Origin of the sequence: Stutzerimonas marianensis (genome assembly GCF_022810315.1) — a bacterium.
Taxonomy (GTDB): Bacteria; Pseudomonadota; Gammaproteobacteria; order Pseudomonadales; family Pseudomonadaceae; genus Stutzerimonas; species Stutzerimonas marianensis.
Genome location: NZ_JALGRD010000003.1, coordinates 189,169 through 205,841 on the forward strand (window position 1 = coordinate 189,169; position 16,673 = coordinate 205,841).

The 16,673-nt window shown below is 65.1% G+C and carries 14 protein-coding genes; 3 read left to right on the forward strand and 11 right to left on the reverse strand.

Annotated elements, in window-relative coordinates:
• Positions 1-65 precede the first annotated feature (65 nt).
• Positions 66-1,511 (reverse strand): MBL fold metallo-hydrolase RNA specificity domain-containing protein, encoded by a 1,446-nt coding sequence (locus MST27_RS06680; RefSeq protein WP_243605226.1) that lies wholly within the window; start codon positions 1,509-1,511, stop codon positions 66-68.
• A 235-nt stretch (positions 1,512-1,746) separates the two neighbouring features.
• Here MST27_RS06680 and MST27_RS06685 point away from each other — a divergent pair, with 235 nt between their 5' ends.
• Together MST27_RS06685 and MST27_RS06690 are read left to right on the forward strand one after the other, a co-directional pair.
• Positions 1,747-2,814, forward strand: a complete 1,068-nt coding sequence (locus MST27_RS06685) for a M20/M25/M40 family metallo-hydrolase (RefSeq protein ID WP_243605227.1) — start codon at positions 1,747-1,749, stop codon at positions 2,812-2,814.
• Positions 2,815-3,237: 423 nt separating this feature from the next.
• On the forward strand, positions 3,238-4,008 hold the full coding sequence (locus MST27_RS06690; protein ID WP_243605228.1) for a 3-hydroxybutyrate dehydrogenase: 771 nt from the start codon (positions 3,238-3,240) through the stop codon (positions 4,006-4,008).
• Positions 4,009-4,034: 26 nt separating this feature from the next.
• On the opposite strand, the gene MST27_RS06695 is transcribed toward MST27_RS06690, so the two are convergent.
• From MST27_RS06695 to MST27_RS06735, 9 genes are all read right to left on the reverse strand, one after another.
• Complete coding sequence (locus MST27_RS06695; RefSeq protein ID WP_243605229.1) at positions 4,035-4,337, reverse strand: chorismate mutase; 303 nt, start codon at positions 4,335-4,337, stop codon at positions 4,035-4,037.
• 128 nt (positions 4,338-4,465) lie between these two features.
• Positions 4,466-5,965, reverse strand: a complete 1,500-nt coding sequence (locus MST27_RS06700; RefSeq protein WP_243605230.1) for a sigma-54 interaction domain-containing protein — start codon at positions 5,963-5,965, stop codon at positions 4,466-4,468.
• Between the two features lie 120 nt (positions 5,966-6,085).
• Entirely contained in the window at positions 6,086-7,453 is a 1,368-nt protein-coding gene (locus tag MST27_RS06705) for a TRAP transporter large permease (protein WP_243605231.1), read from the reverse strand.
• A gap of 3 nt (positions 7,454-7,456) precedes the next feature.
• Entirely contained in the window at positions 7,457-8,080 is a 624-nt protein-coding gene (locus tag MST27_RS06710; protein WP_243605232.1) for a TRAP transporter small permease subunit, read from the reverse strand.
• A 69-nt stretch (positions 8,081-8,149) separates the two neighbouring features.
• Positions 8,150-9,235: a TRAP transporter substrate-binding protein gene (locus MST27_RS06715; RefSeq protein ID WP_243605233.1), complete on the reverse strand. Its 1,086-nt coding sequence runs from the start codon at positions 9,233-9,235 to the stop codon at positions 8,150-8,152.
• A gap of 430 nt (positions 9,236-9,665) precedes the next feature.
• Positions 9,666-10,061, reverse strand: coding sequence for a MerR family transcriptional regulator (locus tag MST27_RS06720; protein WP_243605234.1), 396 nt, complete (start codon positions 10,059-10,061; stop codon positions 9,666-9,668).
• A 141-nt stretch (positions 10,062-10,202) separates the two neighbouring features.
• Complete coding sequence (locus tag MST27_RS06725) at positions 10,203-10,829, reverse strand: CoA transferase subunit B (protein WP_243605235.1); 627 nt, start codon at positions 10,827-10,829, stop codon at positions 10,203-10,205.
• Positions 10,830-10,831: 2 nt separating this feature from the next.
• Positions 10,832-11,527, reverse strand: coding sequence for a CoA transferase subunit A (locus MST27_RS06730; RefSeq protein ID WP_243605236.1), 696 nt, complete (start codon positions 11,525-11,527; stop codon positions 10,832-10,834).
• 35 nt (positions 11,528-11,562) lie between these two features.
• Positions 11,563-12,477, reverse strand: a complete 915-nt coding sequence (locus MST27_RS06735) for a hydroxymethylglutaryl-CoA lyase (protein WP_476756129.1) — start codon at positions 12,475-12,477, stop codon at positions 11,563-11,565.
• Between the two features lie 169 nt (positions 12,478-12,646).
• On the opposite strand from MST27_RS06735, the gene MST27_RS06740 reads away from it, so the two are divergent.
• The gene (locus MST27_RS06740) at positions 12,647-14,269 is read left to right on the forward strand and encodes a methyl-accepting chemotaxis protein (RefSeq protein WP_243605237.1); all 1,623 of its coding nucleotides are present in this window, start codon (positions 12,647-12,649) and stop codon (positions 14,267-14,269) included.
• A gap of 149 nt (positions 14,270-14,418) precedes the next feature.
• On the opposite strand, the gene MST27_RS06745 is transcribed toward MST27_RS06740, so the two are convergent.
• The gene (locus tag MST27_RS06745) at positions 14,419-16,401 is read right to left on the reverse strand and encodes an acetyl/propionyl/methylcrotonyl-CoA carboxylase subunit alpha (RefSeq protein ID WP_243605238.1); all 1,983 of its coding nucleotides are present in this window, start codon (positions 16,399-16,401) and stop codon (positions 14,419-14,421) included.
• Positions 16,402-16,673 lie beyond the last annotated feature (272 nt).

Consider the following 16,673-nt stretch of genomic DNA (forward strand, 5'->3'; position numbering starts at 1 on the left):
TGGCACCGCGGCCGCCTTTTGTTCGATTCGGTGGTGTAGCGCCCACAAGCCCAACGGGCTGCGCGCTACGGGACGGTGATCCGGCCTTGTTTCCCCACGTCCCGATACCGCGACTTGAGAAGCTCGGCCAGGCGCTGCTTGGCCTGGTCTTCGCCATGGATCAATCGGATTTCCGTCGGCCATTCCTTCATCCGGGTGACGAAACCGACCAGATCCGCCTGATCGGCATGAGCCGAGTAGCCGCCGACGCTGTCGATGCCGGCTCGGATGTCGATGCGCTGACCCTCCAGATCGACGAAGCCACCGTGCGGCCCATGCGTCTGGATGTCTCGTCCTGGTGTGCCCTTGCCCTGATAGCCGACAAACACGACATGGTGCCGAGGATCTCCCAGCATGGCCTTCAGGTAGTTGACGATGCGGCCGCCGGAGCACATGCCGTTGCCGGCGATGACGATGGCAGGGCGAGCGGTCCTGGTGAGGTGGTCGACGATACGCATGTGCTCGTCGTGACTGTCGACGGTGATGAGCTGCTTGAAGGACAGCGGCTTGCGGCCTTCTTCCACGCGGTGCCGCGCATCCTCGTCCCAGAAGCCCTGCAGCGCCTTGTAGGTTTGGGTGAACCGGCCGGCGAGGGGCGAGTCGAGGATGATCGGAATCCTCGGCCAGTCGATGTCGGGCGCGTCGTGCTCGGTGTGTTCCCGTGCCGTGCCGGCCGTATCGGATGATTCGCTGTGTTCGTGGAGAATCTCCTCCAGCTCGTACAGCAGCTCCTGCGTACGCCCGATGCTGAACGAGGGGATGAGCACGGTGCCCTGATCCGCGAGCGCGCGTTCGATGGCCGCCTGCAGGCGTTCGCGCCGGTGTGCCCGGTCTTCATGACGTCGGTCACCGTAGGTGCTTTCCAGCACCAGCAGGTCAGCACGTTCCGGTGGCACGAGGTCGGGCAGGATGGGCGAATGGGGCGCCCCAAGATCGCCACTGAACACGACGCGCTCGCTACCGGCCCCAGGCGCGCTCAGCTCGAACTCCACGTAGGCCGACCCCAGTACGTGCCCGGCCGGTTGCAGGCGAACCTTCCAGTGCGCCGCCTCGGTTTCCTGCAGGGTGAACCATTCGCGGTAGGGCAGCGCGATGATGCGTTGCTCCACGACCTTCAGATAGCGCTCCAGCTGTTGCTGATCGCGGCTGATGGACAGCCGGAACGCGTCTTCGAGCACGATCGGCAACAGTTGGGCTGAGGGCTCGCTGCAGAGGATCGGTCCCTCGAATCCTGCTGCCAGCAGGTTGGGGATGCGCCCGACGTGGTCGATGTGAACATGCGTCACGATCAGCGCCTTGATGCCTTCGATCGAGAAATCCAGTTCGAGCTCGTCGTCGGCGTGCCCTTCGTCTCCTCCCTGGAACTGGCCACAGTCGATCAGCAGGCTGTGCATGTCGTCCATCCAGAGCTGGTGGCATGAACCGGTCACGCCCTCGCGGGCGCCATGATGGACGAGTTTCGGATGTTTCATCAGGAGTCCTTGGTTGGCCCGGTGGCGTTACCGGGTTTTCGGAAGCGGGCTCGCAGCGCATTGGCTGCTCAGGCTTCGGCAACACCGCGAACCGCATGGTTTCGGTTGGCGGTTCGTTTCCTGACGAACCGGGGCCGCCAGCTGATCAGGCCCACGCGCGCCACGACAGATAGGTCAGGCGCACGTCGGGCTCAAGCCCTGGTCAGAAATGCACAGCCATGTAACCGGAGGAGTCATGACAGTCGAGGCCGACTATTCATTGCTGGAGAAGCTGCTGTTCGCCCGTGGGCCAGGCGGGCAAGAGGAAGAGGTCGTCGCCGTATGTCGTACCGCGCTGGAATCGAGCTGCGATGAAGTCTGGCTTGATCCGGCTAATAACCTGATCGGCCTCATCCGGGCTACGGGCGTCGCGCGGGAGACGGCGCAGGCCCGCGCGATCAGGGTCATGGCGCACCAGGACGAGATCGCGATGGTGGTCAAGCGCATCGCCGAGGACGGTCGCCTCCATGTGGTCGCGCTGGGCGGTGCGTTTCCGGTCAACTTTGGCATGTGTCCGGTGGACATCATGGGCGAATCGGAGAACCTGCCCGGTGTGCTCTCGTTCGGCACCATGCATGGCACGTCCGAGTCGAGCCAATCGATGGACATCCTCAGGGGCAACGTGCAATGGAGCGATGTGCATGTCATCACTCGTCGCACGCCGGACGAGTTGGCTCGCATGGGCGTGCGGCCCGGCTCACGCGTCGTGCTCAGCCAGCACTGGCGTCGACCGTTCAGGGTGCACGATGCCATCGCCGCACATTTTCTCGACGACCGCGCGCCGGTGGTCGCTGCCTTGCGCGCCGCCGAGCAATTGGCGGCACGCAGGGATGAACTCGCCCAGGATGTCTACTTCGTGTTCACCACCAACGAAGAGGAAACCAACGCCGGCGCGCAATATGCCGCGCGGACGCTTCCCGGCCTGGCCTGCATCGCACTGGAGGTCGGCCCGATCGCCGACGAGTACGGCACCCGCCTGTGTGCCGACCCGATCATCCTGACCGGCGACGAGAAGGGCCTCTACACCAAGACGCTATCCGATGCGTTGTTCGCTGCTGCCGTGCGCTGCGGCTACAAGCCCCAACCCGCGTTGATGCCGGGCTTCGCCTCGGATGCCAGCGCCGTGCTTGGTTCGGGATCGGCGCCGCAGGCCGGTTGCCTCGCCATTCCCACCGAAAACACCCACGGATACGAGCTGATCACCGCGGACGGCATCCAGGCCTGCACCCGAACGCTCGTCGAGTATCTGCTGAGCGCCGAATGATTGGGCTCCATTTAATCGATCCGCTGGAAGGGCGCGCCGATACCGCCCCTTGACCGCAACTCTATGTGCGTCCAATTGGCCGGACAGGCCCAGCGTGGATGTCGCCTCAGGTAGGCATGTTCAGGAAAATGGACATGGTGCAGAGGCGGCGTGAACGGGCATTCGGCCAAGCGCAGGCACAACGCCGCGCATTCAGGCGGGTTGAGGACGTATCGGCGCCTGGAGGCTGGATTGGCACGTCTTTCGCTCCGGGTCTAGGGTCAGGCTTGTTCGACCGGTTCATCGACCGGGCGAGACAACTAGAACAACAAGGAAACCGCCCATGAAGTCCATTCTCCCCCCGGCCGTCCCGTCGGCCTGCCTCGTATCGTCCGCGTCTTCTCGACCATGCCTGTTGCATGAGCGTTCTGCAGGAGGTCGGTCATGAGTCTGAAGGGCAAGGTTGCCCTGGTGACGGGTTCCACCAGCGGCATCGGTCTGGGCATCGCCTGCAAGCTGGCCGAGGCGGGGGCCGACGTGATGCTCAATGGCTTCGGCGAGGTGGACGGCGCCATCGCCCAGGTGTCGGCCTTCGGTACGCGCGTGCTGCATCACCCAGCCGACGTCTCGGACGCCGAGCAGATCGCCGACATGATGCGGCAGGCCGAGCGCGACCTCGGCCGCGTGGACGTGCTGGTCAACAACGCCGGCATCCAGCATGTCGCGCCGATCGAACAGTTCCCGGTGGATCGCTGGAACAGCATCATCGCCATCAACCTGTCGTCGGCCTTTCACACCATTCGCCTGGCGTTGCCGGGCATGCGTCAGCGCGACTGGGGGCGGATCATCAATATCTCGTCCGCCCACGGTCTGGTGGCTTCGGCGGGCAAGTCGGCCTATGTCGCGGCCAAGCATGGCTTGCTCGGGCTGACCAAGAGCGTCGCGTTGGAGACGGCCACTACGGGCGTTACCTGCAATGCCCTCTGTCCTGGCTGGGTGCTGACGCCGCTGGTTCAGCAGCAGATCAACAATAACGCCAAGGCCCATGGCGACGTGCAGCGAGCCACGCGGGAGCTGCTGAGTGAGAAGCAGCCCTCCCTGGACTTCGTGACGCCCGAGCAACTTGGCGAGCTTGCGTTGTTTCTGTGCAGCGATGCCGCGAAGCAGGTTCGCGGTGTCGCCTGGAACATGGATGGAGGCTGGGTGGCGCAGTAGCAATGCCCGGCTCAGGGAGGCGTGCGCTAGTTCGCGCGCAACGCGGCGTGCTCGGCCAACTCGGCTTCGACGAAGCCCGCGATCATCGCGCGGTACACCTGTTCGGCGATGTCGGGGTTCGCCTGCTGGGCTGTCGCCAAGGCCCGAACCTTGGCGATGACCTGCTCGACCCGCTGCGGCGCCCTTACGTCATCGCTGGTCTTCTTGAACGCCGCGGCGCGCTTCACGTAGCGTCCGCGCTCGGCAATGAGCGCGACCAGCGCTTCGTCGATACGATCGATGTTCTGGCGGACTTCGTCGAGCGAGGTGCAGCTGGTGGCTTGATGCATGATGGACTCCGTTTTGGCCGTCGAGCCGTAGAGGCTCGACGAAGGCAGGTGCCCATCACCATAGACACGCCTGGTGTTTACCACAACGCGCCGCCGGGATGCCCGCCTCAAAAAACGCCTGCGATAACTCAGCGTTCGCTCAAGCCGTGCAGCTGCAGCTTCGAATACAGGCTTGCGCGTGAGATGCCGAGTTCGATGGCCGCGCGGCGGCGGTTGCCCTTGCAGGCGAGCAGGGCGCTTTGCAGGGCGCGGCGTTCGGCCAGGGCGATGCTTTCGGCGAGGCGCTGCAGCGGGGCCGGTTCTTCCTCTGGAACGGCGGTATCGGTGCGAGCGGCGACCTCGATGAGCGCCGGTGCCGGCGGCGCGGCCTTTTGGCTCTGATCGGCCAAGAGCGGACGGAAATGCCTCGCTTCCAACGGTGCGCCTTCGGTGTTCAGCTGGGCGCGCTCGAGAAGGTTGCCCAGCTCGCGCACATTGCCGCGCCAGGGTTGGTTGCAGAGCAGGGCGATTGCATCGGCCGTCAGCTCCATGGGCGCCTGGCCCGAGCGATTGGCGATGTCGTCGAGCAGGTGTTCGATGACCGAGGGAATATCGCTGGCGCGTTCGCGCAGTGGCGGCACGTTCAACGCCAGCACATTGAGGCGGTAGTAGAGGTCGTCACGGAATTCGCCGGCGGCTACCTTGGCTTCGAGGTCGATGTGCGTCGCGGCGATGACGCGCACGTTGAGCGGCTTGACCTGGTTGGACCCGAGCGGCTCGATCTCCTGCTCCTGCAGCACGCGCAACAGCTTCGCCTGCAAGGCGAGCGGCAGGTCGCCGATTTCGTCGAGAAACAGGGTGCCGCCATTGGCGACTTCGAACTTGCCGATGCGCGCCTTGCGGTCCGCACCGGTGAAGGCGCCGGGCGCGGTGCCGAAGAGTTCGGCCTCGACCAGCGTCTCCGGGATCGCGGCGACATTCACCGCCACGAAAGGCCCGTTGGCGCGCGGCGACAGGTTGTGGATGCCCTGCGCGAGCAACTCCTTGCCGGTGCCGGTCTCACCGCGAATCAGCACCGTGGCATCGAGCTGCGCGGCGCGTCGGGCCTGGCGCTTCACTTCGCTGGCGGCAGGGCTGGTGCCGATGAAACCGGCGATGGTGTAGCGCGCACGGCGCGCCTTGGCCAGTTCGTTCTGGGTGGCGACCAGTTGGGTCTGCAGGACGTTGAACTTGGCCATCAGCGGCTTGAGGTGCTTGGCACGGTCGAACAGCACGAAGCCCAGCGCGCCGACCAGGGTGCCGTCCTCGTCGCGCAGCGGAATGCGCGTGACCACGAAGTGCTCATCACCAAAGGCCATCAGGTCGAGCATGCTCGGCAAACCGCTCTCGACCACCTCGCGCAGGCGGCTCGCCGGCAGCACCTCCTCGACCTCCTTGCCAAGCACGCTGCGCGGATCGCTGATGCCGATCTTCTCTGCGTATTTGTCGTTGATCCAGACGATGCGCGCCTGCCGGTTCACCGCAATGGTGCCTTCGCACTGAGCATTGAGATGATCGAACAGGAGCGGCATGGCCACGGCGCGAAAGCGTTCGGGCGAGACGCCGATGATCAGGCCGTTGTGGTCGAGGTCGTTGCGTGCGATTGCCATGAGCGGAACTGTCCGGTTGCGGTCGGCCGATTATGGGAGGCGCCGGCGGCGAGGGGCAAGGCAGCCGGCAAACGCTAGGCCTGTGGCGTGCCCGGCGCAACAGTGCTGCGTCGGGCGTTCCTATTGGGCATAGACCTCGTTAGGTAGCCATGTCGCCAAGGGTGCGAAGAAGAACACCAGGGCCAGGCCCAGCAACTGGATGAGGATGTACGGCAGTACACCCAGGTAAACGTCCCGCGTCGTCACCTCCGGCGGGCAGACGCCCTTGATGTAGAAGAGCGCGAAGCCCACTGGCGGGGTGAGGAAGGACGTCTGCAGGCAGAGCGCGAAGAGAATCGCGAACCACAGCGGATCGACGCCCATGGAGAACAGCACCGGGGCCACCAGCGGCAGGATTATCAGCGTGATCTCCACCCAGTCGAGGAAGAAGCCCAGCAGGAAGGTGATCAGCAGAACGGTCAGCAGCACGCCGGTCTGGCCGAACGGCAGGCCGGTGAGCGCTGCGCGGATCACGTCATCACCGCCCAGGCCACGCAACACCGCGGCGAATACCGTCGCGCCGATGAAGATGCCGAAGATGAAGGCCGCGGTACGGCTGGTCTGGTAGAGCGCATCCTTCAGAACCGCCATGTTCAGCTTGCGGCTGAAGGCGGCCATCAGCACCGCACCGAAGGCGCCGACCGCTGAAGCCTCGGTGGTGGTCGCAATGCCGAAGAAGATCGAGCCCAGCACCGCGAGGATCAGCACGAAGGGCGGCACCACGGCCCAGAAGACGTCGACCAGTGCCTTGGCATCGAGCTTCTGGCGATTGGCCGGCGCAGGCGCGAAATCCTTCTTCAGCCAGGCCACCACGACGATGTAGAGGATGTACATCAGCGCCAGCAGCATGCCCGGCACCAACGCGCCCATGAACAGCTTGCCCACCGAGGCTTCCGACGTGCCGAGGCGGTCAGCCATCAACACCAGCATGATGCTGGGTGGGATGAGGATGCCCAGGGTGCCGACCGAACAGGCGGTGCCGACGGCCAGGCTCTTGTTGTACTTGGCCTGCAGCATCGGCCCGATGGACAGCATGCCGAGCAGTGCCACCGAGGCGCCGACGATGCCGGTCGAGGCGGCGAGCAGGATGCCGACCAGCACGACGGTCACCGCGTAGCCGCCGCGCAGCGGGCCGAGCACGCGGACCAGGCTGTGCATCAGCCGCTCGGCGATGCCGGAGCGGTCGAGCATGATGCCCATGAAGATGAACAGGGGCAGGGCGACCATCAGTTCGTTGGCAACGATGCCGTAGATGCGCGCATCGAGCACACCGATGGTGCCGTCCCAGGTGAACCAGAGATCGGCGTCGAAGTGTTCGACCAGCACGTGACCGAGCACGGCGAACAGCAGCCCGATGCCAGCCAACGACCAGGCGACCGGGAAGCCGAGCAGCAACAGCGCCATGAAGGTGGCGAACATGCTGATGACGAGTAGTTCTTCCAGACCCATGATCTAGGCGGCTCCGTCAGGGCCGTGCACGCCGCGGTCGCGGTCATGCCCGGGAGCGACAAGCGCCCGTGGGAAATTGAACAGCAGCGTGCTGCAACGGGTGGCGCGCGAGAGCAGCGCCAAGGCGACCAGCGCCAGGCCGATCGGCAGCACGCTCTTGAAGATGAAACGGTGCGGCAGGCCGCTGGGTGCCTGCGAACGCTCGTTGTGCAGATACGACTGGTAGGCGAAGGGCAGCAGCGCGTCGACCATCAGCACCACGATCGGCAATGCCAGGAACAGGATTGCCAGCAACTCGATGATGGCCTGGCTGCGCAGGCTGAATTTTTCACGCAGCACGTCCACGCGGACATGGTCGTCGCGCACGACCGCGTAGGCGAGCGAGAGCATCAACACGGCGCCGAACAGGTGCCAGGAGAGTTCCTCCAGCGCAATCGAGCCGCGCGCCAGGACGAAGCGGCTGAACACGTTGGTCAGCACCACGGCCAGGACCAGCAACCAGATCCAGGCGCTGGCTTCGCCGACCGCGACGAGCGCCCGATCGAGCCAACGGGACAGCCGGTTATGCGGCAGCGGATCGCCGGGCACGGCGCTGCCGGGGGTATCGGAGACAGGAGCAACGGACACGACTCACCTCGACAGTCCGGACGAAATAGGAAGCAGGCGCACCTCGTCGGCGCGCCTGCGGACAGCGTTTCAGTCGTACTGGTAGTAGGTGCGCGGCAGGTAGCCTTTGCTGTGCCAGATCGAGTGATGCTTCATGAACTCGCGCTGGCTGGTGAGCACGCGGTTGAACATTTCGTCGCCGGCGGCGATTTCGTCCAGCACCTCGTTCGTCACGCGTTCCAGCTCGCGCAGAACCTCTTCAGGCAGCACCTGTGCCTTCACGCCCTGCTTCTCGTAGTCGCGCAGCGCGGTCGGCTGGGCCCATTCGCTTTCGGCGAAGCCCTTGAGCGTGGCGGATTCGCAACCCATCTCGATCAGCGCGCGGCTCTGCGGCTCGAGCTTGTCCCAGACATCCTTGTTGACCAGAAGGTGCGAGGTGGTAAGGGTCTGGTGCCAGCCGGGCATGATGTAGTTCTTGATGATCTGGTCCAGGCCCAGCATCTTGTCCACCGCCGGCTGCGAGAACTCGGTGGCGTCGATGGTCTTGCGCTCCAGGGCCTGGTAGATCTCGCCACCCGGGACCATGGTCACCGAGGCGCCGAGTTTTTCCAGCACCTTGCCGCCGATACCGGCGAAGCGGATGCGCAGGCCGTCGATGTCCTCCAGTTTCTCGATCGGTTTGGCGAACCAGCCCGCACCCTCCGGGCCAATGATGCTGCACAGCATCGGGTGGATGTTGCGCTGGGCGTAGATTTCCTCGAGCAGCTTCTTGCCGTCACCCTCGTAGTACCAGGCCAGGTACGCCGGGGGTTCCATGTTGAAGGGCGCGCCGGAATACAGCGGCAGGGCGGCGATGGTGCCTTGGTCGTAGCCGATCCAGGTGTAGCCGGCCGGGTACTTGCCGTTGCTGACGGCATCCATGATCTCGAACGGCGGTACCAGTTCGCCCGGCTCGTAGTACCGTAGCTGGATATCGCCGTCGGAGATGGCTTTGAGCGATTCGGACAGGTGCTTGATCGGCGTGGTCAGGCCGACCAGGTGCGAAGGGAAGGCCAGCGGAACCTGCCAGCGGATCTTTTCCGCCGCGACAGCGCTGCCGCTGACCAGGCTCGCACTGAGCAGGGTGGTGGCGCCGACGGCGCAGGCGAGACGGGTTAGCTTTCGGGTGATCGACATCGGAGTTTCCTTCTTTCTTGTTGTTTTGGACCGGTACCCGACCTGGGCCGGTGGGCGGAACGAGGGTCGCAGCCGCTCGCTCCGCCAGGTGTTCTGGCTTGACGCATCGTTCCCATAGCAGGTTCTGTGCCTGGCACTCCAAAAAGCGCGGAATGCCGCATCGCAGAGCGGTTAAGCGGGAAAAGGGGCGCGGGGGATGTCCAACGGGTTGGACATCGGTTCGATTGGCGAAGACGGATGTCCAGATATGTGGACGGGTGTCCGCTCCGCTGGACGCTTCGCTCTGGTTCACTGTCGTACGGCGGCTAGCCGGGCGTTTCGGTGGCGGGGCTCCAGCGCGGCCTGCGCGGCGGGCTGCCGATACCATTGGCAGCCGTTCGAGCGGATCGATACGCCGCACCAAGCGGCGCAAGCCAGGCGTATGGCGCCGTCAGCTCGCTTCCTTGCCCAGCGTGTTCTTCAGCGCGTTCATGCAGCGCTCTTCGGCGGTGTCCAGCTCCAGCTGCATCTGTTGGATGTCCAGCAGTTGCTGTTCGAGCTGCTGGCGGCGTTCGGCGATCATGCCGAGCATGATGTTCAGCTGTTTCTGGTTGCCGGCCTTGGGGTCGTACAGCTCGATCAGGGTCTTGCATTCGGCCAGCGAGAAGCCGATGCGCTTGCCGCGCAGGATGAGCTTGAGGGCGACGCGGTCTTTCGGGCTGTAGATGCGCTCCTGGCCGCGGCGGGTCGGTGAGAGCATGCCTTGTTCTTCGTAGAAGCGGATGGCGCGGGTGGTGATGTCGAGCTCGTTGGCCAAATCGGAAATGCTGTACGTCTGCTTTGCCATGAAAGGTATCCAGTCCTGCCTGTCCACCCGCGGCTCGCGTCGAGCCGGGTGCGTGCTTGCGTTTGAAACGGGCCAAGGCTACACGCTGCGCTGGCCCGATGCACAGTGGCGTCGGGCCATGTCACAGAGGCGCGCGTTCGCTCAGCGGTGGATGGCGCAGCCGGTGGCCTGCTGCATCGCCTCGAAACTCACACCGTCGGCCAGCTCCACCAGCTTGAGGCCCTGCTCGGTTACGTCCAGTACGCCAAGGTCGGTGATGATGCGGTCCACGACGCCGACGCCGGTCAGTGGCAGGTCGCAGTGCGGAATGATCTTGTGCGCGCCCTTGGCGGTGTGCTCCATCAGCACCACGACGCGCTTGACGCCCGCGACCAGGTCCATCGCACCGCCCATCCCCTTGACCATCTTGCCGGGGATCATCCAGTTCGCCAGGTCACCCTTCTCAGACACCTGCATGGCGCCGAGAATCGCTAGGTTGATATGGCCACCGCGGATCATGCCGAAGCTCATGGCGTTGTCGAAGAAGGCGCTGCCGGGCAGGGCGGTGACGGTCTGCTTGCCGGCGTTGATCAGATCCGGGTCGATCTCGTCTTCCGTGGGAAAGGGGCCGATGCCGAGCAGGCCGTTCTCGCTCTGCAGCCAGACGTCCATCCCCTCGGGAATGTAGTTGGCGACGAGTGTCGGCAGGCCGATACCCAGATTGACGTAGAAGCCGTCCTGTAACTCCTGTGCGGCGCGTTGCGCCATCTGTTCGCGTGTCCAGGCCATGATCAGCTCCTCACCGTGCGTTTTTCGATGCGCTTTTCGGCGTTAGGGTTGTGAATGACGCGCTGCACGTAGATGCCGGGAAGGTGAATCTGGTCCGGGTCCAGCTCACCGGTTTCCACGAGGTGATCGACTTCCACGACGCAGACCTTGCCAGCCATGGCGGCGAGCGGATTGAAGTTGCGTGCCGTCTTGTTGAAGACCAGGTTGCCGGCCTTGTCCGCCTTGAACGCCTTGACCAGCGAGACATCGGCTGGCAGCGACTCTTCCATCACGTACCACTCGCCGTTGAACTGGCGGGTTTCCTTGCCCTCGGCGATCAGCGTGCCGTAGCCGGTGCGGGTGTAGAACGCCGGAATCCCGGAGCCGGCCGCGCGCAGCTTCTCGGCCAGCGTGCCCTGCGGGGTGAACTCCAGTTCAAGCTCGCCCGCCAGATACTGGCGCTCGAATTCCTTGTTCTCGCCCACGTACGACGAAATCATCTTGCGCACCTGGCGCGTTTCGAGCAGCAGGCCGAGGCCGAACCCGTCGACGCCGGCGTTGTTGCTGATCACCGTCAGGTCCTTTTTGCCGGTGTCTCGCAGCGCCGCGATCAGCGCCTCGGGAATGCCGCACAGGCCGAACCCGCCGACGGCGAGGGTCATGCCGTCCTCGACGATGCCGTCAAGCGCTTCCTGTGCGTTGGGGTAGATCTTGTTCATGAAAGCCTCTCGTTATCCATGGATGGGCGGCGAGGTCACTGCGCGCTCAGCCGCGCCCGGGCGACGCGTGATCCGTTGGGCCGGCCCAGCACCTCGCTGATGCGTTGTCCGGCGCCGATCAGCGCATCCAGATCGATTCCGGTCTCGATACCGAGCCCTTGCAGCATGTAGAGCACGTCCTCGCTGGCGACGTTGCCACTGGCTCCCTTGGCATAGGGGCAGCCGCCGAGCCCGGCGACAGAGCTGTCGAAGGTGCAGAGGCCTTCCAGGAGGCTGGCATAGATGTTCGCCAACGCCTGGCCGTAGGTGTCGTGAAAATGCCCGGCGAGCTTGTCGCGCGGGACCTCGCGACTCACCACCTCGATCAACTGGCGCGTCTTGCCCGGTGTGCCGGTGCCGATGGTGTCGCCCAGCGAGACCTCGTAGCAGCCCATGGCGAAAAGCGCGTGGGCGACGTGCGCGACGCGCTTGGGATCGACTTCGCCTTCGTAAGGGCAACCCAGCACGCAGGACACATAGCCGCGAACCTGGATGCCGTTCTCTCGTGCGGCCTCCATCAGCGGGGCGAAGCGCGCGAGGCTCTCGTCGATGGAGCAATTGATGTTCTTCTGCGAGAAGGCTTCCGATGCAGCGCCGAACACGGCGACCTCGCTGACCCCGGCCTCGATGGCCGCTTCGAGGCCCTTGAGGTTCGGCGTCAGGGCCGCGTAGGTGACGCCGGGCTTCTGCTTGATCTGCGCGAAAACCTCCGCGGAGCCGGCCATCTGTGGCACCCATTTGGGCGAGACGAAGCTGCCTACCTCGATGTAGTGAAGGCCGGCTGCGGTCAGGTCATCGACCAGCCGGACCTTGTCGGCGACGTCGATGGGCTGCTTTTCATTCTGCAGGCCGTCGCGCGGGCCGACCTCGACCAGGCGGACGCGGCGCGGCATCTGTGCGGTCGCGGTCATGGACGCGCCTCCTCACGAAGGACAACGGGCGCGGTTGGGGAATCGAATCGGGCCGTGATAGTTGCTGACTGGCGAGTCATAGGCCGACCTCCTGGCTCAAGTTCAAGGGGCTCTGGCAGATAAGAATAGGAAGCTCGGTATCGCCGTGCGTTCTTTTTTCGAGGCCATCATGCTGCGCAAACTGAAGATTTCTCATCGCACGCTGCTGTTTTTTGCGCTCGTTGCGGTGCTGCTCACCCTGCTCGGACTGTTCAGCCTGATGCAGATGGCTGCCATTCGTGCCGCCGGCAGCGAGATCGATTCCGACTGGATGCCGAGCCAGGCGGCGGCGGACGACATGGCGCTGGGCTTTGCCCAGGTGCGTAGCGAGTCGCTGCGCCAGCTGGCGTTCAGGGACGCCGAGACGCAGCGCAACAGTGATGGTCTGATTGCCGCGGCGATGGCAGACATTCGCCAGCAGATGACCCGCTACGAGAAGCACATCACCGGGACCGAAGAAAGGGGTGTTTTCGACGCCGCCAGAGCGCTGTTCGAGCAATACGCGACGACGCTGGAAGAGCGCCAACGGCTCATGAGCGGGCAGCCGACCGAAGCGCAGCTGGCACCGATCAACGCCCGGCTCGCCTCGCTCGGCCCTCAGTTCAACGAAGCCCTGCTCAGCCTCAGAACCTTCAACGAAGAAGGGGCCCACCATGCGGTGGCGAAGGCCGACGCGGTGTACAAGCAGGCGCAGCTGGTGATCGCCGGAGTGATCCTGGTTGCGCTGGTGGCGACCGTCGCATTGGCGCTGATCCTTACCGCGAGCATCGTCCGGCCGATGCGTCAGGCGGTCGCCGTTTCCGATCAGATCGCCAAGGGTGACCTGACGCATGAGGTCGAGGTCGTAGGCAGCGACGAGGCCTCCGAACTGCTGGCTTCGCTGCGTGAGATGCAGGCCAATCTGCGCCAGATCATCGGACAGATCAGCGATTCGGCCCATGTGCTGACCAGCTCGGCAGAGGAAATGAGTACGGTCATGGCTGACAGCACCGAGGGGCTCCACCGTCAGAATGACCAAATCGAGCAAGCGGCCACGGCCGTCAACGAGATGACCTGCGCGGTGGAGGAGGTCGCCAGCAACGCGGTGTCCACGTCCGAGGCCTCGCGGGCGTCGAGTGAGTCTGCGCAGCAGGGGCGCAGGCAGCTCGATGATGCCATCGCCTCGATTCAGGCCCTGGCGGATGACGTGCTCAGCGCGTCGGCGCGCGCTGGTGATCTGGCGGACCAGACCCATAACATCACCCGCGTGCTGGACGTGATTCGGGCGGTGGCTGAACAGACCAACCTGTTGGCGCTGAACGCCGCCATCGAAGCCGCTCGCGCCGGCGACGCCGGACGTGGGTTCGCGGTCGTGGCTGATGAGGTGCGCGCGCTGGCCAAGCGCACGGGCGAATCGACGCGCGAAATCGAGTCGATGATCGGCGATATCCAGCAAGGCACCGGATTGACCGTCGAGGCGCTGCAACAAAGTGCGTCCCGTGCCCAGGGGACGCTCGACAAGGCCCAGGCGGCCGGCTCGGCATTGGTGCGGATCGCCGAGACGGTAGCCGGTATCAACGAGCGCAACCTGGTGATCGCCAGTGCAGCGGAGGAGCAGGCGCAGGTTGCCCGCGAGATCGATCGCAACCTGGTGAGCATCCGCGACCTGTCGGTACAGACGTCTGCCGGAGCGCAGCAGACCAGCGTCGCCACGCAGGAATTGTCGCGTCTGGCGGTGGACCTGAACGGAATGGTGCGCCGCTTCAGGATGTAACCGGTGTGCGGTGCGGCTGTCGGGACGATGCCGTCCATGCGTGCCGGTCAACGGCACCGGGTGGCTTTCGCGCCCGGTTGGCGGGCGTCCCCGCTCGATGCGCGAGGCCGCCCGGGGGTCGACGAATGCGCAGGTGGCGACAGGCGCCATCACTCGAGCTCGACCAGGGTGACGCCTTCGCTGATCATCTCGCCTTCACTGCAATAGACCGCCTTGACGACACCGGCCTCGGCCGCGCGGATGCTGTGCTCCATCTTCATCGCCTCGAGCACGATCAGCGTCGCGCCCGCTTCGACGGCCTGCCCGGGCTCGACCAGGACGCGGACGATGCTGCCGTTCATGGGCGCTGTCAGGCCGCCGTGGTGCTGATGGCTGGCCTCGGCCTCGGCGATGGGGTCAAAGGCGGTCACGGCGTACAGCTCGCCGTCCCATTCCAGATAAAGCGTGTGGCCCTGCCGAATGGCTTTCGGCTGACGCAAGGCTTTTGCATCTGCAGGAGCGAACTCGCTTACGAAAGTGGCCTCCGATGAAGCCATTGACTCGCGAGCAAGGGCTGAGGCGTCTCCGTCGCGCCTATGACTGGCTGGTGTCAGATGCACCAGACGGTTTTCACCGTTGCCCTTTAGATGCACGCTGATCCGCCCCGGCATGCCGAAACGCAGCCCGCTTCGTGCGGACCACGGCGAATGGGCATCGTCGTCGCGGACGGTGGTCGGTTCGGTCTGCACGAAACACTCGGCAGCCTGTTGCCAGAAGGCATCGGGCAACACACCGGGTTTGCGCATCAGCTCCGCTTCATGACGCGGGATGAAGCCGGTATCGAGTTCGGCTTCGGCAAACGCGCGGTGGCCGATTACCCGCCGCAAAAAGGCGAGGTTGGTGCGCACGCCGCCTACGCATGTCTCGTCGAGCATGGCCAGCAGACGCAGACGCGCTTCCTCGCGGTTCTCGCCCCAGGCGATCAGTTTGCCGAGCATCGGGTCGTAGAACGGCGACACGGTGTCGCCCTCGGCGACGCCGCTGTCGACGCGACGGCCCGGGCCATCCGCGGCTTCACGGTAGAGGTCGAGGGTGCCGGTGGCCGGCAGGAAATCGTTGTCCGGGTCCTCGGCGTACAGCCGTACCTCGATGGCATGGCCGAGCAGCGGCACCTGCTCCTGGCGGATCGGCAGCGGCTCGCCACGGGCGACGCGAATCTGCCAGGCGACCAGATCGAGGCCGGTGATGGCCTCCGTGACGGGGTGCTCGACCTGTAGGCGGGTATTCATCTCCATGAAGAAGAATTCGCCGCGGGCGTCCAGCAGGAACTCCACCGTGCCGGCGCCGACGTAGCCGATGGCCTTGGCCGCCTTCACCGCCGCCTCGCCCATGGCGCGCCGCAATTCGGGCGAGAGGCCCGGTGCCGGTGCCTCTTCCACGACCTTTTGATGACGGCGCTGGATCGAGCAGTCGCGCTCGTTAAGGTACAGGCAGTTGCCGTGCTGGTCGGCGAACACCTGGATCTCCACGTGGCGCGGCTTGAGTACGTACTTTTCCACCAGCATGCGCGCGTCGCCGAACGAGGATTGCGCCTCGCGCTGGGCCGACTGCAGGGCTTCGCCGAGCTCCGCTTCGCGCTCGACGATTTTCATGCCCTTGCCACCGCCGCCGGCAGTGGCCTTGAGCAGCACTGGATAGCCGATCTTCGAAGCGGCGGCGCGGAAGGTTTCCACGTCCTGCGCCTCGCCGTGGTAGCCCGGTACCAGCGGCACGCCGGCGTTTTCCATCAGCGCCTTGGCCGCGGACTTGCTGCCCATGGCGTCGATGGCGGAGGCGGGTGGGCCGAGGAAGATCAACCCGGCCTGTTCGACGGCCCGCGCGAACTCGGCATTTTCGGAGAGGAAGCCGTAACCGGGATGAATCGCCTGGGCGCCGCTGGCCCTGGCCGCGGCGATCAGCTTGTCGATCTGCAGGTAGCTTTCGGCAGGCTTGGCGCCCCCGAGATCGATACGGATGTCGGCTTCGCGGGCATGGCGGGCATCGCGATCGATGGCGCTGTGCACGGCGACGGTGGTCAGGCCCATGGCCTTGGCGGTGCGCATGACGCGGCAGGCGATCTCGCCGCGGTTGGCGATCAGGAGGGTTGTGATCATTCTTGTGATTCCTGCGTGGCCTTGAAGGCGTTTCCCCTCACCCTGACCCTCTCCCCAGAGGGGAGAGGGGATGACGGAGCGGGGCGGGAGTGCTGAGTGGTTTTGGCGTGGAGGCGCGTGCGGCTGGCTAGTCCACGAGCTGCCGTGTCCCTCACCCTCTCCCCTGACGGGAGAAGGGATGACGGAGCAAGGTGGGAGTGCTGGGTGGATTTGGGGCCGCTGGGCGCAGGCCGCGGTGCCGGTAGCCAGCACGGACCCGCCCCCTCGCCCCT